The 22,103-nt window shown below is 68.4% G+C and carries 21 protein-coding genes; 11 read left to right on the plus strand and 10 right to left on the minus strand.

The genetic code is table 11. The features are described 5' to 3' along the window. From RV045_RS00250 to RV045_RS00270, 5 genes are all read left to right on the plus strand, one after another. Complete coding sequence (locus RV045_RS00250) at positions 1-1,125, plus strand: ABC transporter permease (protein WP_423233747.1); 1,125 nt, start codon at positions 1-3, stop codon at positions 1,123-1,125. Positions 1,126-1,135: 10 nt separating this feature from the next. Then, positions 1,136-2,113 (plus strand): ABC transporter permease, encoded by a 978-nt coding sequence (locus tag RV045_RS00255; protein ID WP_423233748.1) that lies wholly within the window; start codon positions 1,136-1,138, stop codon positions 2,111-2,113. Positions 2,114-2,116: 3 nt separating this feature from the next. Then, a complete protein-coding gene (locus RV045_RS00260; protein ID WP_423233749.1) occupies positions 2,117-2,995 on the plus strand; it encodes a ribokinase in 879 nt (292 codons plus the stop codon). Positions 2,996-3,038: 43 nt separating this feature from the next. After that, positions 3,039-3,998: a nucleoside hydrolase gene (locus RV045_RS00265; protein ID WP_423233750.1), complete on the plus strand. Its 960-nt coding sequence runs from the start codon at positions 3,039-3,041 to the stop codon at positions 3,996-3,998. A 107-nt stretch (positions 3,999-4,105) separates the two neighbouring features. Then, positions 4,106-5,080 carry an isopenicillin N synthase family dioxygenase gene (locus RV045_RS00270; RefSeq protein ID WP_423233751.1) on the plus strand — a complete coding sequence of 325 codons (975 nt, stop codon included), beginning with the start codon at positions 4,106-4,108 and terminating at the stop codon, positions 5,078-5,080. A gap of 3 nt (positions 5,081-5,083) precedes the next feature. Here the strand turns inward: RV045_RS00270 and RV045_RS00275 are convergent, their stop codons facing one another. Further along, the gene (locus tag RV045_RS00275; protein WP_423233752.1) at positions 5,084-6,085 is read right to left on the minus strand and encodes a cation diffusion facilitator family transporter; all 1,002 of its coding nucleotides are present in this window, start codon (positions 6,083-6,085) and stop codon (positions 5,084-5,086) included. Beyond that, the gene (gene tyrS, locus RV045_RS00280) at positions 6,082-7,326 is read right to left on the minus strand and encodes a tyrosine--tRNA ligase (protein WP_423233753.1); all 1,245 of its coding nucleotides are present in this window, start codon (positions 7,324-7,326) and stop codon (positions 6,082-6,084) included. Before tyrS ends, RV045_RS00275 begins: the two co-directional genes overlap by 4 nt. A 283-nt stretch (positions 7,327-7,609) precedes the next feature. Here tyrS and RV045_RS00285 point away from each other — a divergent pair, with 283 nt between their 5' ends. From RV045_RS00285 to RV045_RS00295, 3 genes are all read left to right on the plus strand, one after another. Beyond that, a complete protein-coding gene (locus tag RV045_RS00285; protein ID WP_423233754.1) occupies positions 7,610-9,088 on the plus strand; it encodes a M23 family metallopeptidase in 1,479 nt (492 codons plus the stop codon). Positions 9,089-9,095: 7 nt separating this feature from the next. Continuing rightward, entirely contained in the window at positions 9,096-10,334 is a 1,239-nt protein-coding gene (locus tag RV045_RS00290) for an anhydro-N-acetylmuramic acid kinase (RefSeq protein ID WP_423233755.1), read from the plus strand. 63 nt (positions 10,335-10,397) lie between these two features. Continuing rightward, on the plus strand, positions 10,398-10,883 hold the full coding sequence (locus tag RV045_RS00295; protein WP_423233756.1) for a hypothetical protein: 486 nt from the start codon (positions 10,398-10,400) through the stop codon (positions 10,881-10,883). On the opposite strand, the gene yihA is transcribed toward RV045_RS00295, so the two are convergent. Beyond that, positions 10,874-11,662, minus strand: coding sequence for a ribosome biogenesis GTP-binding protein YihA/YsxC (gene yihA, locus RV045_RS00300; RefSeq protein ID WP_423233757.1), 789 nt, complete (start codon positions 11,660-11,662; stop codon positions 10,874-10,876). The genes RV045_RS00295 and yihA overlap by 10 nt on opposite strands. Positions 11,663-11,703: 41 nt before the next feature. On the opposite strand from yihA, the gene RV045_RS00305 reads away from it, so the two are divergent. The 3 genes from RV045_RS00305 (at position 11,704) to RV045_RS00315 (ending at position 15,524) form a co-directional block, all read left to right on the plus strand. Next, positions 11,704-13,917, plus strand: a complete 2,214-nt coding sequence (locus RV045_RS00305; RefSeq protein ID WP_423233758.1) for a cytochrome c biogenesis ResB family protein — start codon at positions 11,704-11,706, stop codon at positions 13,915-13,917. Between the two features lie 12 nt (positions 13,918-13,929). Beyond that, positions 13,930-15,006 (plus strand): c-type cytochrome biogenesis protein CcsB, encoded by a 1,077-nt coding sequence (gene ccsB / locus RV045_RS00310; RefSeq protein ID WP_423233759.1) that lies wholly within the window; start codon positions 13,930-13,932, stop codon positions 15,004-15,006. Positions 15,007-15,164: 158 nt separating this feature from the next. Continuing rightward, entirely contained in the window at positions 15,165-15,524 is a 360-nt protein-coding gene (locus tag RV045_RS00315) for a hypothetical protein (RefSeq protein WP_423233760.1), read from the plus strand. Positions 15,525-15,592: 68 nt separating this feature from the next. Here RV045_RS00315 and RV045_RS00320 read toward each other — a convergent pair whose 3' ends face one another. The 7 genes from RV045_RS00320 to RV045_RS00350 form a co-directional block, all read right to left on the minus strand. Continuing rightward, entirely contained in the window at positions 15,593-17,278 is a 1,686-nt protein-coding gene (locus RV045_RS00320) for an L-lactate permease (protein ID WP_423233761.1), read from the minus strand. A 192-nt stretch (positions 17,279-17,470) separates the two neighbouring features. Next, positions 17,471-17,869, minus strand: a complete 399-nt coding sequence (gene arfB, locus RV045_RS00325) for an alternative ribosome rescue aminoacyl-tRNA hydrolase ArfB (protein ID WP_423233762.1) — start codon at positions 17,867-17,869, stop codon at positions 17,471-17,473. Positions 17,870-17,898: 29 nt separating this feature from the next. Then, entirely contained in the window at positions 17,899-18,318 is a 420-nt protein-coding gene (locus tag RV045_RS00330; RefSeq protein ID WP_423233763.1) for a hypothetical protein, read from the minus strand. Positions 18,319-18,321: 3 nt separating this feature from the next. Further along, positions 18,322-19,518 carry an RtcB family protein gene (locus RV045_RS00335; protein ID WP_423233764.1) on the minus strand — a complete coding sequence of 399 codons (1,197 nt, stop codon included), beginning with the start codon at positions 19,516-19,518 and terminating at the stop codon, positions 18,322-18,324. A gap of 17 nt (positions 19,519-19,535) precedes the next feature. Continuing rightward, entirely contained in the window at positions 19,536-20,582 is a 1,047-nt protein-coding gene (locus tag RV045_RS00340) for a helix-turn-helix transcriptional regulator (protein ID WP_423233765.1), read from the minus strand. Beyond that, on the minus strand, positions 20,582-21,157 hold the full coding sequence (locus RV045_RS00345; protein WP_423233766.1) for a hypothetical protein: 576 nt from the start codon (positions 21,155-21,157) through the stop codon (positions 20,582-20,584). The genes RV045_RS00340 and RV045_RS00345 overlap by 1 nt, the downstream gene beginning before the upstream one ends. Before the next feature lie 63 nt (positions 21,158-21,220). Continuing rightward, positions 21,221-22,093 carry an SIR2 family NAD-dependent protein deacylase gene (locus RV045_RS00350; RefSeq protein WP_423233767.1) on the minus strand — a complete coding sequence of 291 codons (873 nt, stop codon included), beginning with the start codon at positions 22,091-22,093 and terminating at the stop codon, positions 21,221-21,223. Between the last annotated feature and the right edge of the window lie 10 nt (positions 22,094-22,103).

The following is a 22,103-nucleotide window of genomic DNA, read 5'->3' on the forward strand; positions in this document are numbered from 1 at the left end:
ATGAGCGCTGACGCCCTGCCCGCTGCGGCCCGGCCCCTGCCCTGGTGGCTGGGCGGGCTGCTGATTCCCACCGTCCAGCTGGCCCTGGCGCTGGCCGTGGCCTCGCTGGTCGTGCTGATGGTGGGCGAGAACCCGCTGCAGGTCATGACCGCGATGGTCTCCAGCGCCCTGGACCCCAGCATTGGACTGGCCTCCACGCTGTACTACACCACCCACCTGATTTTCACGGGCCTGGCGGTGGCGGTGGCCTTTCACGCCGGGCTGTTCAACATCGGCGGTGAAGGCCAGGCTTATTTCGCGGGCCTGGGTGTGGCGCTGGCCTGCCTGTGGCTGGACCATGTGCTGGGCGCGCCGCTGATGTTCCTGGTGGCGTGGCTGGCCGCCATGCTGTTTGGTGCGGCCTGGGCGCTGATCCCGGCCTGGCTGCAGGCGCGGCGCGGCGCGCACATCGTGGTCACGACCATCATGTTCAACTACATCGCCGCCGCGCTGATGAACTACCTGCTGGTCGGCCCGATCAAAAGTTCTACCAGCCAGGGGCTGGAAACGCGCAGCTGGGAGGCCACGGCCATGCTGCCGCGCATCACGGATACGCTGGCTGGCTGGGGCTGGGATGTCGGCACCTCGCTGCTGAACTATTCGCTGCTGGTGGCCATTCTGGCCGTGGCGGCGGTGTGGTGGCTGCTGTGGCACACACGCCTGGGCTACGCGCTGCGCGTGCTGGGCCAGAACCCCAAAGCGGCCGATTACGCCGGTCTGTCGGCGCAGAAGCTGATCATCATCGCCATGCTGATTTCGGGCGCGCTGGCCGGGCTGATGGCGCTCAACGACGTGTACGGCGGGCAGGGGCGGCTGATCCTGAGCTACACCAGCGGCCTGGGCTTTCTGGGCATCGCCGTCGCGCTGATGGGCCGCAACCACCCGCTGGGCGTGGCGGCGGCGGCTTTCGTGTTTGGCGTGCTCATCCAGGGCACGGGCGACCTGCAGTTTGATTTCCCGCGCATCAATCCCAACCTCATCCTGGTCATTCAGGGGCTGGTGATCTTTTTTGCGGCAGCACTGGACAGCCTGGTGCGCTCGCCCATCGAAAACCAGTTCCGCCGCTGGCAGCGCGCACGCGGCTGAGGAGACCCCCATGGACGACATCTGGACGAATCTCTTCAGCATCCTGGCCTCGACGGTGCGGCTGTCCACGCCGCTCATCCTGGCGGCCATGGGCGGCATCCTGGCCGAGCGCTCGGGCACGGTCGATATCGGGCTGGAGGCCAAAATGCTGGTCTCGGCCTTTGTGGCGGCGGCGGTGGCCAGCGTCAGCGGCTCGGTCTGGATCGGGCTGCTGGGCGGTATCGCCGCCAGCGTGATTTTTGCCCTGCTGCACGGCGTGGCGACCATTCACTACAAGGGCGACCACGTGGTGTCGGGCGTGGCGCTGAACTTCCTGGCTTCAGGCCTGACGGTGGTGCTGGGCCAGGCCTGGTTTGACATGGGCGGACAGACGCCCGAGCTGCAGGGCGCGCAGCGCTTTGCGCCCGTGCATCTGCCGGGGGTGGATATTCTGCGCGAGCATGTGCCGCTGCTGGGCCAGTTCTACGCCACGGTCATATCCGGCCAGGCTGTGCTGGTTTATGTGGCGTTTGCCGTGGTGGCCATCGTTCATGTGCTGCTGATGCACACGCGCCTGGGCCTGCGCATCCGCGCCGTGGGCGAGGAGCCCAACGCCGTGGACACCGCCGGGATTTCGGTGGCCGCCCTGCGCTATCTGGCGCTGATCGGCACCGGCGTGCTGTGCGGCCTGGCGGGCGCTTACCTGTCCACTGCGCAGAACGCCTCGTTCAGCAAAGACATGTCGGCGGGCGCGGGCTACATCGCCCTGGCCGCCGTGATTTTCGGCAAATGGCGGCCGCTGCCCGTGCTGGGCGCCTGCCTGCTGTTTGGCTTTCTGCAGGCCATGCAGGCCCGCCTGCAGGGGGTGGAAATCCCCGGCATCGGCGCACTGCCCACGCAGGTCTTCCAGGCCCTGCCTTACATTCTGACGGTGATCCTGCTGGCGGGTTTCATCGGCAAGGCCATCGCGCCCAAAGCGATCGGCCGCCCCTACCGCAAGGAGCGCTGAACCGTGCCTGTTCTTAATATCGGATCCATCAACTGCGACCACGTCTATCACGTGGCCGACTTCGTGCGGCCGGGCGAGACCCTGGCCTGCCAGCGCTACGAGCGCCATCTGGGCGGCAAGGGCCTGAACCAGTCGATTGCGCTGCAGCGCGCCGGGGTGGCGGTCTGCCACGTTGGCGCCATCCACCAGGACGATGTCTGGACCGCGCAGGCGCTGGAGCGCACGGGCCTCCCTACTGGCGCCATCCACCGGGGCGAGGCCGAAACCGGCCACGCCATCATCCAGGTCAGCGCGGCGGGCGAGAACTGCATCCTGCTCTTCCCCGGCGCCAACGCCTGCCTGACGCCCCAGCACATCCAGGCCGCGCTGGACGCTCACCCGGACCACGGCTGGGTGCTTTTGCAGAACGAAACCAATGACATCGCCGCCACCTGGGCGCAGGCGCTGGCCGCCGGTCGCCGCGTGGCGTGGAACCCTGCGCCCTGCGCGCCGGGCCTGGGAGCGCTGCCGCTGGAGCAGCTGGGGCTGCTCGTGGTCAACGAGATCGAGGCCCAGCAGCTCAGCGGCGCAGACACGCCGCCCGAGGCGCTGGCCCGGCTGCGCGCGCGCTGCCCGGACACCCTGGTGGTGATGACGCTGGGCGCCGACGGCCTGCACGCCGCGCAGGGTGCGCAGGACTGGCGCCTGGCCGCCGTGCCGACCACCGTCGTCGACACCACGGCGGCGGGCGACACCATCACCGGCTACCTGCTGGCCGGTCTGGACGCGGGCCTGGCGGTTGGCGCGGCGCTGCAGCGCGCGCTGCAGGCGGCGGCCATCACGGTGTCGCGCGAAGGCGCCAGCCCCTCGATCCCCTGGGCACGCGAACTGCCGTCTGCCTGATTCCCCCTCACCGATTTCCCGACTGTTACCCGGAGCCCTGAGCATGAGCCAGAAACACCGCATCATCATCGACACCGACCCGGGCGTGGACGACGCCGTCGCCATCCTGCTGGCCGCCTGGCACCCCGACGTCGAACTGGTCGGCCTGACCACGGTCTTTGGCAACCTGGCGGTTGAGCAGGGCACGCTCAACGCGGGCTACCTGACCTCGCTCATGCCGGCGCCCGTGCCGGTGGCCCAAGGTGCGGCGACGCCGCTGGTCATCACGCCGCACGCCTTCCCGGATTTCGTCCACGGCAAATTCGGCTTTGGCGATCTGCACACCGAAGCCCCGGCCGGTTTCGCGCCCGTGAAGGACAGTGCCGCGCAGTTCATCGTCGACCAGATCATGGCGGCGCCCGGCGAGATCACGCTGGTGCCCGTGGCGCCGCTGACCAATATCGCGATGGCGCTGCGCCTGTGCCCGGAGATCACCAAGCACGTGAAAAACGTCGTCATCATGGGCGGCTCGGTGCACCGGGGCGGCAATGTGTCGCCGGTGGCCGAAGCCAACATCTGGAACGATCCGCACGCCGCGCAGATGGTTTTTGCCGCCGACTGGCCCATCACCATGGTCGGGCTGGATGTGACGCACCACACCATCATGCCCGAGTCGCGCATGGCGGCGCTGCGCGAGGTGTCGCCCAAAGTGGGCGGCTTCCTGGCCGAAATCACCCGCTTTTACGCCAATTTCTACCGCAACACGGCCGGCTTTGACGGCTTCTCGGTCCACGATCCGGCCACCGTCGTGCAGGTGCTGCGCCCCGACCTGTTCACCACGCGCAAGGGCCAGATCGACGTGGTGCTGGACGGCCCGGCCATCGGCCAGACGGTCTTCGCCGTGGACGGCGTGGGCTACGCCGAACCCGGTTTTGGCCTGCGCCGCAACGTCGATGTCTGCCTGCAGGTGAACGGCGATGGCGTGCTCGATTTCATCGAAACCACGCTGCGCCGCGCGCCCTGAGCGCCCTAAGCGCCCATTTCTGTTTTTTTGCCCTGCCGTTTGGCGGCCTCAACGGCGGGGTTGTGTTGTCCAGGCCGTGTTTTGATGTCCGACAGAAAGGACTGCTCATGAACGCTCCCGTCCCAGTGCCCGAAGGCCTGGTTTCCGATGTCAACCTGGCCGATTTCCGCGCCAGCGATCCTGCGCGCAGGCAGGCATTCATCCAGACACTGGGGGATTCTTTCTCCCGCATCGGCTTTGCCGTGGTCAAAGGCCACGACGTGCCGCGTCCGCTGCAGGATGCGGCCTTTGCCGAAACGCGCGATTTCTTCGGCCTGCCGGTCGAGGCCAAGCAGAAATACATCGTGCCCGGCATCAATGGCCAGCGCGGTTACAGCGGCTTTGGCACCGAAAAGGCCAAGGGCGAAACCCGCGTCGACCTGAAAGAGTTCTGGCACCACGGCCAGACCTACGCCGCGAACGACCCGCTGGGCGCGCACCAGCCGCCCAACCTGGAGGTGTCCGAGCGGCCGCAGTTCACGCCCACGCTCAAGGCCACGTTCGAGGCGCTGGAGCGCACGGGCTCTGATCTGCTGCGCGCGATTGCGCTCTATCTGGGGCTGGCCGAAGACTATTTCGTGCCGCACATCCAGGGCGGCATCAGCATCCTGCGCGCCATCCATTACCCGCCCATCACCACCGAACCGGCGGGCGCGGTGCGCGCGGCGGCGCACGAGGACATCAACCTCATCACGCTGCTGATGGGCTCGTCGGCCCAGGGGCTGGAAGTGAAAACGCTGGACGGCCAGTGGGTGCCGGTGCAGCCGGGTCACGGCGATCTGACGATCAACGTCGGCGACATGCTGCAGCGCCTGACCAACGGCGTGCTGCGCTCGACCACACACCGCGTCGTCAACCCGCCGCGCGAAGAGTGGCATCAGCCGCGCTTCTCGATTCCCTTCTTCCTGCACCCGCGCCCCGAGATGAGCCTGAACTGCCTGCCGGGCTGCGTCAGCGCCGAGCGGCCGCGCCGCTTCGACAACATCACCGCCGACGGCTACCTGCAGGAGCGTCTGCGCGAGATTCGCGCCGGTCAGAAGTAAAGTTCAGCCGGCCGGCCGGGGGTCCAGCAGCAGGGCCTGCTTCTGCGACTGGGCCTCCATGTCACCGGCCAGAATCTCGATGTGGCAGACCAGGCTGGGCATCAGCGCCAGCAGCGCCTGCTCCAGCGCGGCACGCAGTTCGGTGGCGCGCTGCACCGTCCAGTCGCCGGGCACGTGCAGGTGCATGGACACAAACTGCCGCTGGCCCGCGCCCCGGCTGAGCAGATCATCAAAGCGCACGCCTTCCTGCCCGGCCAGCACCTGCTGCACCGTGTCCTGGATGGCGGCCAGCTGGCTGTCGTCCAGCGAGGCGTCGATCAGGCCATGGGCCGATTCCCAGATCAGGTGCGCGCCCTCGCGCAAAATGTGCAGCGCCACGGCAATCGCCACCACCGGATCCAGCCACAGCCAGCCGGTCTGCCGCGCCAGGATCAGGCCCAGCACCACGCCCACGGTGGTGACCACATCGGTCATCAGGTGGCGCGCATTGCCCTCCAGCGCCTGCGAACGGAACTGACGCGATTTGCGCAGTAAAAGCCAGGCAAAACCGCCGTTGAGCGCCGCGCCCAGCAGCGCCAGCACCAGGCCCAGATCCAGCGTTTCCAGCGGCTGCGGGTGCATCAGGCGCTGCGCCGCGACCCAGATGATGCCGCCCGCGGCCAGCACCACCAGGATGCCTTCAAAGCCGCTGGAGAAAAACTCCGCCTTGTGGTGCCCGTAAGGGTGATCAACGTCCGGCGGCAGCGCGGCCCAGCTGACCATGCCCAGCGCAAACAGCGCCCCGGCCAGATTGACGAAGGATTCCAGCGCGTCCGACAGGATACTGACCGATCCGGTCAGCAGCCAGGCCAGCATGCGGATGGCGATGGTCAGCACGGCCACGCCCACCGACAGCGTCATCCAGCCGCGTGGGCTCAGGCCGCCATCGGGGCCGGGCGGACCCAGCAGGCGGCGTTTCCAGCCAGCCGCAGCGGGCGGGGTGGCAGTTCCTGCTGCCTGATTCACGACAGCGTCACCCGTGCGAAGCGGCGTTTGCCGACCTGGACCACGCAGGTGCCTGCGGCCAGCTCCAGCCCGGCATCGCTGACCGCCTGGCCGTCGATGCGCACGCCGCCCTGGGCGATCATGCGCAGCGCCTCCGAGGTCGAGGGCAGCAGCCCGGCCTGCTTGAGCACCGCCGTGAGCTTCATCGGCGCACCGGACAGCGTCACTTCGGCCACGTCATCGGGGATGCCGCCGCGCGCGCGGTTCATGAAATCCTGCAGCGCATCGGCGGCGGCCTGCGCGCTGTGAAAGCGCGTGGTGATCTCGGTGGCCAGCTGCACCTTGGCGTCGCGCGGGTTGCGTCCGGCGTCCACCTCGGCCTTCAGCGCGGCGATGGCGGCCAGCGATTCGAAGCTCAGCAGCTCGTACCAGCGCCACATCAGCGTGTCGCTGATCGACATCACCTTGGCGAACATGCTGTTGGGCGCTTCGCTGATGCCGATGTAGTTGTTTTTGGACTTGGACATCTTGTCCACGCCGTCCAGACCCTCCAGCAGCGGCATGGTCAGAATGCACTGTGGCTCCTGGCCGTACTCGGCCTGCAGGTGGCGGCCCATGAGCAGGTTGAACTTCTGGTCGGTGCCCCCCAGCTCCAGATCGCTTTTCAGCGCGACCGAATCGTAGCCCTGCATCAGCGGGTAGAGGAACTCGTGCACGCTGATCGACTGACCGCCGGTGTAGCGTTTGTGGAAATCCTCGCGCTCCATCATGCGCGCCACGGTGTAGCGGCTGGCCAGCTGGATCATGCCGCGTGCGCCCAGCGCGTCCGACCATTCGCTGTTGTAGCGGATCTCGGTGCGCGATTCATCCAGCACCAGCGCGGCCTGGCGGTAATAGGTTTCGGCGTTGGATTTGATCTGCTCGGCGGTCAGCGGTGGGCGCGTGCTGTTGCGCCCCGACGGATCGCCGATCAGGCTGGTGAAATCGCCGATCAGGAAAATGACGGTGTGGCCCAGATCCTGGAGCTGGCGCATCTTGTTGAGCACCACGGTGTGCCCCAGATGGATGTCGGGCGCGGTCGGGTCCAGCCCCAGCTTGATGCGCAGCGGCTGTCCGCTGGTTTGGGCGCGCATCAGTTTGCGCTGCCAGTCCGCCACGGGCAGCAGTTCGTCACAGCCGCGCAGGCTGATGTCCAGCGCGTTCTGCAGTTCAGGCGTCCAGCCGTCGGGCGTCGGGGCGGTGGCGGGAGTGGGGGCGGTCATGAGCGCGTCCTGGCGGTAAAGTCTTGGAGGAAAAGGCGTATTGTGACAAACTCCTGCCTCTCAAGTGGCGGCCGTTGCGGCCGAAAAGACAGGCTCACACGGGATAAGGCTCTGATTTTGACGGCCTTGTGGAACTTTCGGGTCTGGATCAGACTCGACCAGCGCTGATGCGCGGGCCTGTTTTACCGCCCGAACCTGCCTGATCCAGGAGTCCCGACGGTGCGCTGCGCCGGATGCAGCCATGGCGCTGCGGGTGGCTCCGCTCCGCCCGAAAAACTGTTGCATGACGCCCAAAACTGCCCCGTCCCGCCCGGAATTTGCCCCGCCCCACCTGCTGCAGGCCAGCGGCCTGACCGCGCTGCTGGCGCAGACCTACGCGCACCGCCGCGTGCTGGCCTCCGGCACCCTGCTGGCCCTGTGCGGCGGTTTTGGCGCCACCGCTTTTGGCGTCGACGAGCAGGAGCTGTCGCGCCCGGTGAACGAGGTCCGCCTGGTGGCCGAAGTGGTCCGCCCCAACGATCTGGCCGCCCAGCTCGAAGCCCAGGCCGCGCAAGGGCTGACTCTGCTGCGCAGCGACATCGCCCGCCCCACCGACACGCCCGAGCAGATGCTGCGCCGCGTGGACGTGGTCGACCCGGCCGCCGCCCGCTTCCTGCGCACCGACAGTGTGGCGCGGGCGCTGCTGTCGGCACGCGGCAGCAAGCTGGTGCAGGCGCGCACCGGCCGCGATGGTCAGCTCGACGAGCTCGTCGTGCGCTTTGAAGACCCCGATTCGCGCATCAGCGTGCGCACGCCCAAGGCCGGAGACACGCTGGACGACCCCAGCGCCGTGCTGCCCGACACCGCCTACTTCCATCGCCTGACCGTGCGCCGCACCGACACCGGCTGGCAGGCGCAAATGGACAAACTGCCCCTGCAGGCGCAATTGCGCCTGACCAGCGGCGACATGGCGCCCCACTTTCTGGCCGGAGCGCGCGCCGCGCAGCTGCCCGAAGTGGTGATCGCGCAGGTCGCCGACATTTTCGGCCGCGACATCGACCCCGGCGAGCGCCAGCGCAAGGACAACGCCTTCAGCGTCGTCTACGAAACCCTGACCGCTGACGGCGAGCCCATTCCCTGGGGCAAAGGCGCGGGCCGTGTGCTGGCCGCCGAACTGCGTCTGGACGGCAAAATGCACACGGCGATGTGGTACCAGCACGGCGACGCGCCAGGCGGCTACTACAACAGCCGGGGCCAGAGCCAGCGCAAGGCCTTCCTGGATCACCCCATGGACTACACCCGCGTCTCGTCGGGCTTTTCCATGCGCCTGCACCCGGTGCTCAAGACCTGGCGCCAGCACAAGGGCGTCGATTACGCGGCGGCCATCGGCACGCCGGTGCGCACGATAGGCGACGGCACCGTCGAATTCGCGGGCGAACAGACCGGCTACGGCAAGGTCATCAAGGTGCGTCACAGCCAGAACCGCACCACGGTCTACGCCCACCTGAGCCAGATCGACGTGCGCGTGGGCGAGAAAGTCGCCCAGGGCGAACTGCTGGGTGAAAGCGGCGCCACCGGCTGGGTCACCGGCCCTCACCTGCACTTCGAATTTCAGCAGGACGGCGTGGCGGTGGACCCGCAGATCGCGCTGGCCGGGCAGACCGACATCGTGAAGCTGCCCGCACAGGCCATGGCCGATTTTTCCAGCCGCGCCCGCCAGTACCGCAACCAGCTCGCGCTGGCGCGTTCGATGGACGGCCGCGAACTGGCCCTGCTGGACTGAGATCAGCATGGACGCCGCCGCAACGCCCCCCGAAAGCGCTGACTGGTTTGTCGGGCTGATGTCCGGCACCTCGCTGGACGGGGTGGACGCCGTTCTGGCGCGCTTTCATCCCCAGAACACGGGCGCGGACTCGGGCGTGGCGATGCCGCTGGTGCGCGATTGCCACCTGTTCTCGCTGCCCTGGCCCGCCGGGGTCGAGACGGCACTGCGCGCGCTGAACACGCCCGGCGCGAACGAGCTGCACCGCGCCGCGCTGGCAGGCGCCGCCGTGGCGCGCGTCTACGCGCAGGCCGTGCAGCAGGCGCTGGCGCACTTTGGCGTGGCGCCCCAGGACGTGCGGGCCATCGGCGCGCACGGCCAGACGGTGCGCCACCACCCGGCCGCACCCGCTGACACGCTGGACACGGGCCTGGATGCGGCTGAGGCCGGAGGCTCGGGCTACACCTGGCAACTGCTGTCGGCGCCGCTGCTGGCCGAGCTGACGGGCATCGATGTGGTGGCAGATTTCCGCTCCCGCGACATCGCGGCGGGCGGACAGGGCGCGCCGCTGGTCCCGGCCTTTCAGCAGGCGCTGCTGGCGGGCGCAGTGCACAGCGAGGCCGTGGCCGTGCTCAACCTGGGCGGCATCGCCAACTGGAGCGTGCTGGACCCAGCGCTGGCCGCCCCGGCCGGCTTCGACTGCGGCCCGGCCAACACCCTGATGGACGCCTGGTGCCGTCGCCACACCGGCCAGCCTTTCGACCGCAATGGCGCCTGGGCGGCCAGCGGCCAGGTCCTGCCAGACCTTTTGGCGGTGATGCGGGCTGAGCCTTATTTCGAGCTGCCCCCGCCCAAAAGCACCGGGCTGGAGCTCTTCAACCTGGACTGGCTGCAGCGCCATCTGGACGCCAGCAGTACGTCCAGCGCCGCGCCGCAGGACGTTCAGGCCACGCTGCTGGAGCTGACCGCACGCAGCGCGATCGATGCGCTGCTGCGCGTGTCCACCGCCGTGCGCCGCGTGCTGGTGTGCGGCGGCGGCGCGGCCAACCCGCTTCTGATGCGGCGCCTGACGCAGCTGGTCCGCGAAGCTCTGGGCGACGCGCTGACGGTCGAAACCACCGCCGCGCTGGGCCTGCCGCCGCAGGGCATGGAGGCTCTGGCCTTCGCCTGGCTGGCCGAACGCTTTTGTGCAGGGCAGCCCGCCAACCTGCCCGCTGCGACCGGCGCCCGGGGCCTGCGCCGCCTGGGTGCGCTGCACCCCGCCTGAACTTCTGGCCGGTGCGCGGGTCCATGCAGAAACGTCAACTTCTGCACCCGCCCCCGACACACCATGCGCCTGATCCCGACATTTTCCCGATATGCGCTGCACAGGGCCGTGCTGGCGACGGTGCTGGCGGGCGTGACAGCGCTGCCTGCACTGGCCCAGGCGGCCACCGCTGCCGAGGACGCCGCGCAAGCCAAGGCCTGGCAGCACACCGCGCAGTGTGCGGCAGTGATGAAGCGCGAGGCCGTGGCACAGGCCACGCGCTACAAGGCGGGCGAAACGGCGCTGATGCCGGGTATGGTCACGCTGGCCGAGGACAGCTTTGCGCTGCTGGGCACGGCCTACAAGCAGGGCCTGCGCAAGGCCGAAGCCGACCGCCTGCTGGCTGCCGCTGAGGCTGAACTGCCCGGCATCTCCGCCGACACCCAGCGCCAGACGCTGGCCGCCTGCCGAAGCGAGGGCCGCGCGCTGTTCAAAGACGCCAATTTTGTCGAACGTGCCCTGGTCAGCAACCGCGCCCGCGCGCGGGTGGAAAAGTTGGTTCAGCCCTGATCGGTTGCTGCGGGCGGCGCGGGCGGAACTGGCGCTGCGGCTGCTTCAGCCAGATCGGCCGATTCCGGCGGCTGCAGCCATTCCATCAGGCGCTGTGCAGTGTCGCCCACACCGATGCCCTTGAGCGCTGAAAACAGGCTGACGGCCACGTCGGAGCGCTCGGTGACCACATCCTGCAGCCCGGCCTGAACCTGCGCCAGCGCCTTCAGGCCCTGCTGGCGGCTGAGCTTGTCCGCCTTGGTCAGCAGCACCAGCAGCTTCAGGCTGCCCAGTGAAACGCGCTTGGACACAAACTGCAGCAGCTGCAGATCCAGTGGCGTCAGGCCGTGGCGCACGTCCACCATCTGCACAACGGCGAAAAGCGCGGGGCGCTGCTCGAGATAATCCGCCATCACCTTCTGCCAGCGCAGCTTGGCCGCGCGCTCGACTGCCGCGTAGCCGTAACCGGGCAGATCGGCCCAGAGCGTGTGCGGCCCGACCTGGCGCTCGCCGCCCAGTTCGAAGAGGTTGATGTGCTGCGTGCGCCCCGGCGTGCGCGAGGAAAACGCCAGGCGCCGGTGCTGCGCCAGGGTGTTGATGGCCGAGGATTTGCCCGCGTTGCTGCGCCCCACAAAAGCGATTTCCGGGCAGACCGGCGCGGGCAGTTGGTGCAGCTGGCTGGCCGTGGTCAGAAAGCGCGCGCTGTGCGCCCAGGCCAGCGCAGCCGCCTGCGCTGCGGCGGCAGACGGGGGCGCGGCGGGTGCCGAGGGCTGGGCGGGAGACGGTGCAGGAGATTCCATGGGGCGCATTGTAGGTTCCCCGGCTGCATTACAGTCCGCCCATGAGACGAATGCTTCAGGGAGCCCCGGCTGGCGGGTGGCGGGACGGGGTGGCGGTGCTGGCTTCCATGCGCTTCGCCATCGGGATCCTGTGCGTGCTGGCGCTGGCTTCGGCCGTGGGCACGGTGCTGCCGCAAAACCAGCCGCTGTCAGTGCCGCTGGGCCTTTACGGCCCGTTCTGGACCGGGGTTTTTGATGCGGCAGGCCTGTTCCAGATCTACAGCTCGCCCGCTTATGTCGCGCTGATGGTCTTTCTGGTGCTGTCCACCAGCCTGTGCCTGCTGCGCCACACCCCCCGCCTGTGGCGCGACGTGCGACGCTGGCGCGGACAGATGCAGACCGGCGCACTGCGCGCACTGCCCCACCACGCCGATCGGCCTTGGCCCACCGGTTGGCCCCGCGATCCGGCGCAGGCCGCACCGCTGCTGGGCGAGCGCCTGGCCGACATGGGCTGGCGCTGGCGCCAGCAGGGGGATCAGGAGGGCGGCGTCTGGCTGTCGGCGCGTCGGGGCCGCTACGGGCGCCTGGGTTATGTGGCGGCGCACGGCGCGGTGGTGCTGATCGCGCTGGGCGGCCTGCTGGACGGTGACGCGCTTTTGCGCGCGCGCATGGCCTGGCTGGGCGTCACGCCTTACACCGGCCGGGGGCTGATTGCGGACGTGCCCGCCGCCCACCGGCTGGACGCGCACACCCCGGCCTTCCGCGCCAGCCTGTTCGTTCCCGAGGGCGCCCGCACGGGTCTGGCGCTGATCGCCCGTCCGGAGGGCGCGGTGGTGCAGCCGCTGCCTTTCGAGCTGGAGCTGCGCCGCTTTCACGCCGATTTCTGGCCCAGCGGAGCGCCACGCCGCTTCGCCAGCGACGTGCTCATCCACACCCCGGACGGGCGCCGCCAGAGCGCCACGGTGGCGGTCAACCAGCCGCTGCAGGTCGGCGGGGCCTGGGGCGGCATCACCCTTTACCAGAGCAGTTTTGAGGACGGCGGATCGCGCGTCAGCCTGATGGCCTGGCCACTGATTCCGGCCGCTTTGGCGCAGGCTGGGGCATCCGGTTCCGCGCTGGGCCTGCGGCTGTCGGGCCGCGTGGCGGGTCCGGCCCTGACGCTGCCCGGTCTGGCGGGCCCGACAGGCCTGCGGCTGGAGCTGGCCGATTACCGCCCGTTGACGGTCGCCCCGCCTGCCGGGGACGGCAGAAGCGTGTGGCAGCGCCTGACGGCCCCAGCGCGGGACGCCGCCCCGGCTGCGCCGCCGCTGGGCCCGCGCCTGCTCTACCGCTGGCGCGACGCGGCGGGGCAGGCGCGGGATTTCGACAGCGCCTTCCAGCCTGTGACGGTGGACGGCGTGCCGGTGCTGGCCTTTGGCGCCCGCGACCCGCGCGATGCCCCCGACGCGCCGCTGCGCGTGCTGCGCATCCCGGTGGATGGCGACGGCGTGCGCGGCTGGCTGCGCGTGCTGCAGGCGCTGGGAGATCCGCGGGAGCGGGCCCGCGCTGTGGCCCGCGCTGTGGCCCGCGCGGCGCTGGCGGTGCCCGAGCGCGAGCGGGCTGTCTGGCGCGCCAGCGCGGATCGGGCGCTGGCGCTATTCGCGGGCGCGCTGGCGGTGCCGCTGACCCCGGCGCTGGCGGCCGACCGCGAGGCGGCCGGGCTGGGCCCGGACCGGCCGCTGGGCGGCGACGCCGCGCTGCTGGCTTTTCTGCAGACCACGCCGCTGGGCCAGCGCCCGGCGCTGACCGCGCAGCTGCGCCAGGTGCTGGAGCCCAGCCTGCGCGCCTTGGTCGATCAGGTGCGCCAGGCGGCGGGGCAGCCGCCGCTGGCGGATCTCCCCGATGCGCAGGCCCGCTGGCGGCTGCTGCGCGCTTCGCTGTCCGACCAGTTCTTCTACCCGGCACCAGCGCTGATCCAGCCGCTGGCAGTGCAGCCCGTGATGGCCAGCGTGTTCGAGGTGGCGCGTGCACCCGGCCGCTGGCTGGTCTACCCGGGGGCGCTGCTGCTGGCGCTGGGCGTGGCGGCGATGCTGGCCGTGCGCGACCGTCGCCTGTGGCTGCTGCTGCAGCCGGGCCGTGACGGAACTGGCGGCGACGCCCCAGACACGGGCCGCGTCCTGCTGGCGATGACCGGATCGCGCACCGGCCCGGCGCTGGAGCGCGAGTGGCAGACGCTGCACCAGGCGCTTCTGGCCCCAAATACGGACCCGGCCCCCGGCATTTCAACCAACTTCTGACAGGACGGCGACATGATTTTCTTCGATCCCTTGCGCTGGCTGGACCGCGTCTGGCTGGCCGCTGTGCTGCTGCTGACTGCGCTGCTGGCCGCTCTGGGGCGCCAGCGTCTGGATGGCTACGAGCTGATCGCGCTGGGGCTGGCCGGAGCGGCGCTGGCGCTGGGGGGATGGCACTGGCGTGCGCTGCAGGCGCTGGCGCTGGGTACGGCGCTGCTGGTGTTTTTCAGCCTGCAGGGCGTGCTGCCTGGCAGCCAGGGCGCGGTGCTGGCGATGGCGGCACTGCTGCTGCTGGCCACCGTGTTTTACGCGCTGGCCTGGCTGGCTCCGGGCGCTGCGCCGGACGGCCGGGTGGCCCGCACGGCGTCCCGCCTGGCCTTTGGCGGCGTGCTGCTGGGCGTGACGGCGACGCTGCTGCGCGGCTGGGACAGCCATCTGATCGCGCCGGGGCGGGTCTATGTGCCGGTGAGCAATCTCTACGAGGTGCTGCTGGTTTTTGCCTGGGCCACGACGCTGCTGCACCTGGCGCTGGAGCGCCGCTGGCCCGTCCGCCTTTTGGGCGTCTGGCCCATGGCGGTGGTCAGCGCGGCGGTGGCTTTTCTGCTGTGGACCAGCGCGGCGCGTGGGGCGCAGGCCGTGCAGCCGCTGGTGCCCGCGCTGCAAAGCGGCTGGATGGCGCTGCATGTGCCCGCCAATCTGATCGGCTACGCGGCGTTTGCGCTGGCCGCCGCCGTGGGGCTGGCCCGCCTGCTGCCCGCGCGCTGGCAGCAGCGCCTGCCGCCGCTGGCAGTGATGGACGAGATCATCTACCGCGCCATCGCGCTGGGCTTTGCCTTTTTCACGACGGCGACGATTCTGGGCGCGCTGTGGGCCGCCGAGGCCTGGGGCGGCTACTGGAGCTGGGACCCGAAAGAAACCTGGGCGCTGATCGTCTGGCTGAACTACGCCGCCTGGCTGCACGCGCACCTGAGCCGCCGGGTGTCCGCGCGCGCAGCGGCGGCCTGGGCGCTGGTCGGCCTTCTGGTGACGACCTTTGCGTTTCTGGGCGTCAACCTTTTCCTGTCCGGGCTGCACAGCTATGGCCGGCTGTGAGAGCGCCGCGCGGCTGAACTATCTGGCAAAAACAGGGCAGTTCCTGCACACGGGCGGTGCGGGCTGGGCCTACACTGGCGGACACCGGCGGCAGGCCTGATCTGCGCTGCTGGCCTGTTCCAACCCGCCTGCGGCGTGCCGCCCACGCCCCGTCCACCATGCCTTACGTCCTGCGCTCTCCCGACGGTCTTTTGCTCAGCCTGCACCTGGAAGCCCCCGGGCAGGAGCCCGAATGGCTGGACGACGATCACCCCGAAGTGCGCGCCTTTGTGGGCGGCGACAGCGCGGCAGAGAAGGCGACCGCCGCCGCGAGCTTCACCCAGATGGACGCGTCTTTCGTGCGCGTGCTGGAAGACGTGATCGACACCCTGATCATCAAGAACGTCATCAACATCACCGATCTGCCCATCGAGGCGCAGACCAAGCTGCTGTCGCGCAAGAGCTTCCGCGACCGCGTCAGCAGCCAGTCGCTGCGCCTGTTTGGCGACCCGGGCGGCGACGGCGGCATCATGCTCTGAGGCCTGTTCCAGGCGCACAAAACAAACGGCCTGCTTGCGCAGGCCGTTTGTTTTTGGGGTGTCGCCGGTCAGCCCGCCGCGTGCACGACCATCAGGTGGAAGGGCCACACATAGGCCTGCAGCGTGACGAACAGGCCCATCAGGCAGGCCAGCGCGATCGAGTGGAAGAACACATAGCGCAGGATGTCGCCCTCGTGGTTGAACCAGCGCGTGGCGGTCGAGGCGACGACGATGCTCTGCGCATCGATCATCTTGCCCATCACGCCGCCCGAGCTGTTGGCCGCGCCCATCAGGTTGGGCGACAGGCCCAGCTGGTCGGCGGCCACACGCTGCATCCCGCCAAAGAGCACATTGGATGCGGTATCCGAGCCCGTCAGCGCCACGCCCAGCCAGCCCATCAGCGTGCCGAAGAAGGGGTAGAACACGCCGGTGTTGGCAAATGCCAGGCCCAGCGTGGTGTCGGTGCCGGAATAGCGCGTCAGCGTACCCAGCGCCAGCATCAGCACGATGGTCAGCAGCGAGTAGCGCACGATCCAGATCGTGCGGAAAAACTGCTGCACAAGCGCCACGGGGCTGTACTTCATCACAAAGCCGCCCACGAGGGCCGACAGCAGGATGCCGGTGCCGGTGGCCGACAGCAGGTTCAGCGTGTAGACCGCCGCCTCGGCCGTCGGAGCGGTGACGACGGGAGGCATTTTCTCGATCATCTTGTTCAGGCCTTCGATGGGGAAGGCGGGCGCGAACAGGCCATTGAGCGCGGTTTTCACCGACGGCAGGCCCCAGATGAAGACAAACACCGTCAGGATCAGCCAAGGCGTCCAGGCGCGGATGACGGCTTCGCGGGAGTGCTTGCCGATGGGCGTCAGGGGCGTCGCACCTTCGATTTTGCTGTCGTCGGTCTGGCCTTTGCGCATCTTCAGGCTGGTCGAGGTCCAGATTTTTTTGGGCTGCCACACGCGCAGGAAAAGCACCAGGCAGAGCATGGACGAGATCGCCGCGATGATGTCCACCAGCTCCGGGCCGATGAAGTTGGACACCAGGAACTGCGGGATGGCGAAGGACAGGCCGGTGACCAGAATGGCCGGCCAGATTTCCATCATGGCCTTGCGACCGGCAAAGGCCCAGATCATCCAGAACGGCACCAGCACCGAGAAGAAGGGCAGCTGGCGGCCGATCATGGCGGTGACTTCCATCAGGTCATAGCCGTGCACCTTGGCCAGCGTGATGACCGGCGTGCCCAGCGCGCCAAAGGCGACGGGCGCGGTGTTGGCGATCAGCGACAGGCCCGATGCAGCCAGCGGCGAGAAACCCAGGCCAATCAGGATGGCGGCGGTCACGGCCACGGGCGTGCCGAAACCGGCGGCGCCTTCAAAGAAGGCACCAAACGAGAAAGCAATCAGCAGCAGCTGCAGCCGCCTGTCCTGCGTGATGCCCGCGATGGAATCCTGCAACACCTTGAAGCTGCCATTCTTCTCGGTGAGCTGGTGCAGGAAGATGATGTTGAGCACGATCCAGCCGATCGGCAGCAGCCCGGTGAAGCCGCCCAGCATCGCCGCTTTGCCCGCCATGCCGGCGGGCATGCCGTACACAAAAATGGCCACCGCCAGCGCGGCGATCAGGCCCGCACCAGCAGCAATGTGCGCCTTGAGGTGCAGAAAGCCCAGGCCCCCCAGCATCACCACCACCGGCAGTGCCGCCAGCAGGGTGGACGCCACCATGCTCCCCATCGGGTCGTAAATCTGTTGCCACGCCATGTTTTTGCACTCCGTTTGGGGGAAATAAGCGGTCAGATCGCAGCAGATGCTTGGTCTGACCAAAGGTATGCGCAGTCTAGGCCACGGTGTGTGCGCCAGCACTGGATGCACGGGCCAGATCAGGGACAACCCTGGCCAGGGTTTACAGCGGACTGACGGCAAACTGACCTGAGGCTGACGTCAGCCCCCCGATCAGAAGCGGATCGGCCCGCGCTCCGCCTTGGTCTGGCTGCGCCGGGTTTTGCGCTCCAGCCGCTCGCGCTCGGACGCGCGCGTGGGCCGCGTCGGGCGGCGCTGCGGGGGAATATGCGCGGCGCGGTCGACCATCTCCTGCAGGCGGGCCAGCGCCTCCAGGCGGTTGTGCTCGCGGCTGCGCGAGCCCTGGGCCTTGATGGTGATGCAGCCATCCTTGCCCACGCGCTGGTCGGCCAGCGCCAGCAGCCGCTGCTGCACGGGCACCGGCAGCGACGAGCGCGCAATGTCAAAGCGCAGGTGGATGGCGCTGGAGACCTTGTTGACGTTCTGCCCGCCCGGCCCCTGGGCGCGGATGGCGGTCAATTCGACCTCGTGGGGGAGGATGCGCAGGGGCATGGTTCAGCTTTTTCAATATAGCCCTGGGTTCAGACCTGGACCCGGCTGCGCGCATCCTTAGTCTGGCTGCGTCGTTTTTTCCCTTCCAGACGTTTGCGACTGGTCTGCTTACCAATTTCCATGCTCTTGCATTTGGATGCGCGAGTGGGCCGCGCGTGGATAGCTTCAAGGCCAAACCAAAGCATGCTGTGTATCCTTCTCAGACCCACCCAGCGGTTCTGTTCGGCGCTGCGCCAGCCCTTGACCTCAATGGTGAGGTACCCGTTCTTGGACGTCGGAGGGCAAATGGACTCTGACAACATCTGCTGCTGATGCTGCTTGAGCGATAGACGACGAATGTCAAAGCGCACGATGTGGACGCTGTATTCTTTGTTGCCTTTTTTCGCGCGTGGTTTCTGTCCACGGATGACTGTGAACTCCACATCGCTGGGGTTGAACCAGTAACTCATGACTCAGCCCTTGATGCACACCACCTGGCGCAGGCGGTGCAGGGTTTCGGTCAGATCGCTCTGGTTCGCCATCACGGTGTCGATGTTTTTGTAGGCGGAAGGAATCTCGTCGACCACGCCCTTATCCTTGCGGCAGACAACGCCCTGGGTCTGCGCGACCAGATCGGCCTCGGTGTAGTTGCGGAAAGCGGCGGTGCGGCTCATGCGCCGCCCGGCGCCGTGCGCGCTGGAGCAGAAACTGTCCGCGCAGCCCTTGCCGCGCACGATGAAGCTGCTGGCGCCCATGCTGCCCGGCACGATGCCCAGATCGCCCTCTCCAGCCCGGATCGCGCCCTTGCGCGTCACCCAGACATCGGCGCCGAAGTGGTGCTCGCGGGCGACATAGTTGTGGTGGCAGTTGACCGCCTCGGTCGTCACCGTGAACGGCGGCAGGTGGCGGGCCAGCGCGGCCAGGACCAGATCCAGCATGGCCTGGCGGTTGGCCATGGCGTAATCCTGCGCCCACTGCACGGCCTGCACGTAGTCAGCAAAGTGCTCCGAGCCCTCCTGGAAATAGGCCAGATCAGCATCGGGGAGCTGGATCATGTGGCGCTCCATGTCGCGACGCGCCAGCGCGATGAAGTATTCGGCGATGGCGCTGCCCACGCCCCGGCTGCCCGAATGCAGCATCACCCAGACCTGCTGCGCTTCGTCCAGACACACTTCGATGAAGTGGTTGCCGCCGCCCAGCGTGCCCATCTGGTCCACCCACTTGGACATTTTCCCCAGCGATTTCAGCAGTTTGGGATGCCGCTGCAGCAGCGCCTCCAGCCCCGCCGCAAAAGGCTGGGCGGCCCCTTCCAGCGCCCGGCTGTCGCTGTGCTGGGTGCGGCCCACGGGAACGTCGCGGCTGATCTGGTTGAAGATTTTCTTCAGCGCCACCTCGTCGAGATCATTGGCGGTGAGAGACAGCCGCGCCGCCACCATGCCGCAACCGATGTCCACCCCGACCGCCGCCGGGATGATGGCCTGGTGCGTGGCGATGACCGAGCCTATCGTCGCGCCCTTGCCAAAGTGCACGTCAGGCATGGCCGCCACGTGGTGATGGATAAAGGGCAGCGAGGCGGTCTGTGCGAGCTGCTGCTTCGACAGATCGTCGACCTCGTCGGTCCAGATCTGGACGGGGACGCGCGTGTGGGTGAGGGTCTGGCGGATGGGCATGATTCGGGTCTCGGCTCTCAGTTTGCAACAGATGCGGCAGACGGCGCGGGAGAGTCATGGCGGTATTTTTCCGCCAGGGCCAACACCTCGTTGCCCACAGCCTGGCGCAGCACAGCGGGCGCCAGCACTTCGAGGCGCGCGCCCTGGCTTTGCAGCCACCACTGAAGCTGCCAGGTGTAGGCCACGTCGGCCTCCAGGCGGTGCCCGCCCGGGGCCTCGCTCAGGGTCTGGCCAGGAGCCAGCGGGGTTTCGCGCAGGATGGCGGCCAGATCGTCGTCCACCCACAGCACCAGGCGGATGCGCTCGGCCGAACCGAACTCCAGCGGGTTGTGGCGCAGATAGTCGTCCAGATCAAACTTGGGCTGACGCCGCACGGGTTCGTGCGTGGCGGTGGCCGAGTGCAGCCGGTGCAGAGCATAGAGGCGCAGATCATCGTAACCAAACGCCGTGGCGAGCAGATAGCCGGTCTGGCCGCGCTGCACCAGTGCGTGCGGGTGCAGCAGCAGCTCGCGCGCCTCCGCGTCCCCTGGACGGGCGTAGCAGACGCGGACGCTTTCGTCGCGCAGCAGCGCATCCTGCACCGTGGCCAGCGCGGCTTCGTCGAGGCTCGGGGGCTGCAGCGACAGCGTGGGCTGCACGTAGCGCACCTTTCTGGCCCAGGCTGCCAGCGGGTTGCGGCCACCCAGCCCATCCAGCTTGCGCCGCGCGCTGCCAAAGCGCTCTTCCAGCGGCCGCAGGATGCCGCCCGGCAGCAGGGGCCGCAGCAGCTCTTCGACCAGCCGGGTTGATAGGGCGTCGGCCAGGCTGAGTTCGTGCAGCTCCTCGCCCAGCCCCGGCGTTTTGTACCAGCCGTAAGGGCGGCCCTTGTCGTTGCAGCTCAGTCCTGTGAAGCGCGCGTGAAGCTCTTTGAGATCGCGCTCCAGCGTGCGGCGGCTGGTCCGGTAGCCCCTGAGGATCAGCTCTTTGTGGATCTCGTTGCTGGTCAGTCCCGGAGTGCGGGTGGGCAATATTTTGAGGATTTCCCACTGACGGCTGACCGCGTCGTAAGTGCTTGCGCTGGCCATTACAGGCTCCTTTCGCTGGCTTGCGCGGCGGCGCAGGTGATGGTGGCCACGGCATCCAGAAGATTCTGGCGCAGCGCGTTTTTGCGCTCGGGTGGCGTGGCGGCATCGGCCCATTCGGCAAAAATCCCGCTGAACCAGCCGGGCGGGTGTTCTGGCTGCGGCCAGTGTGCAGGCCATGCGCGCAGGCGCTGCCCAAGGCCCGCAAGCGCCGGGGCCAGGTCCGGGCAGGCGGGGATCAGCGCGCTCTCCAGCAGGGTGTGTAGGGCGCGGGGCTGGTGGACAAACACCGGAAAGGCAGCGTCCTGCAGGGGGCTGGCCGGGTCATCCAGCAGATCGCGCACCTGGGCGGTGCTGGTGGCCTGCAGGAGCGCCTGGGCCAGATCACGCCAGGCGGGCTGCGCCGCATCGGACAGGCGCTGGAAGGGCAGCCGCAGGCCCGCAAACGCCCAGTGGCTGGACAGCAGAAACGGCGTTCCGGCCGTGGGCTCGGTCGGCTGGGTCGCGGGCCGTTCCAGGTGCAGCACGCAGCACACGGGGGGCGTTGTCGGCAGGGCGTGGAGGGTGTCGGGGGGCATATCTGTTCTTTCGGTGAGTCAATGCCCACAGTTTATGCAGGCCTGCGACATTTTGTGTCGCAATCAGACCAGGCTGTGCTGGGCCTGCCCGGGCAGCTCGGCCAGCCTGGCGTCGATGGCCAGCAGCGCTTCGGCAGCACCCAGCGCAAGCCCAACACCCAGCCCGGCGGGCAAAGCGGCATCGGCCGGGTTGATGCGGATCAGCGGGGCACCGTGCTCGCGCGCCACGCGCTGCGCGAAGTGCCGCACCGAGGGGATGGCCGTCCCGGCGCCCAGCTCGATCACGACGGGCTGGCGCGTCTGGCGCAGCCAGTGGCGCAGGCGCTGCTCCTGCGCGTCGCTGCGTGCGGGCAGCCAGGCGCTGTCATTGAACATCAGGATATTCGGGCGCGCGGGCCCACCGCAGTGCAGGCAGACGGGCGCCACACCGCGCAGACGCAGGCGGGCGATATTCACGTCAGGCGCAAAACTGTCGGCGGACCACAGCGCCTGCGTGCACGGGTGCAGACACTGCAGGTAGTGAATGGAGCCGTGGCATTCGTGCACCAGCGCCGCATCCAGCCCCGCTTTCTGAAACTGTCCATCGACATTGCTGGTGAATACCGCCAGGCCTTTTGGAAAGCGGGTTTGCCAGCGGCGCAGCACGTCAAACCCCGAGTGCGGCTGGGTGCCCCGGTACAGTGCCAGACGGTGGCCGTAAAACCCCCAGGCCAGCGCAAGATCATCGTAAAACGCGGCCGGGGAGGCGATCTGGTGGAAACCCACCTGCGCATCCTGAAGCGTTGGGTAAGCCTTCCAGAAACCCGCCCGGCCCCGGAAATCAGGCAGACCCGAATCCACGCCCATCCCCGCCCCGGCAGCGATCACGATGCTGTCGGCTTGCACCAGAAAGCCAACGGCCTGAGCGATCAAATCCTGGAAATCAGCGTGGGCCATGGTTCAGATT

The organism is Amphibiibacter pelophylacis (assembly GCF_037688875.1).
Classification (GTDB): Bacteria; Pseudomonadota; Gammaproteobacteria; order Burkholderiales; family Burkholderiaceae_C; genus Amphibiibacter; species Amphibiibacter pelophylacis.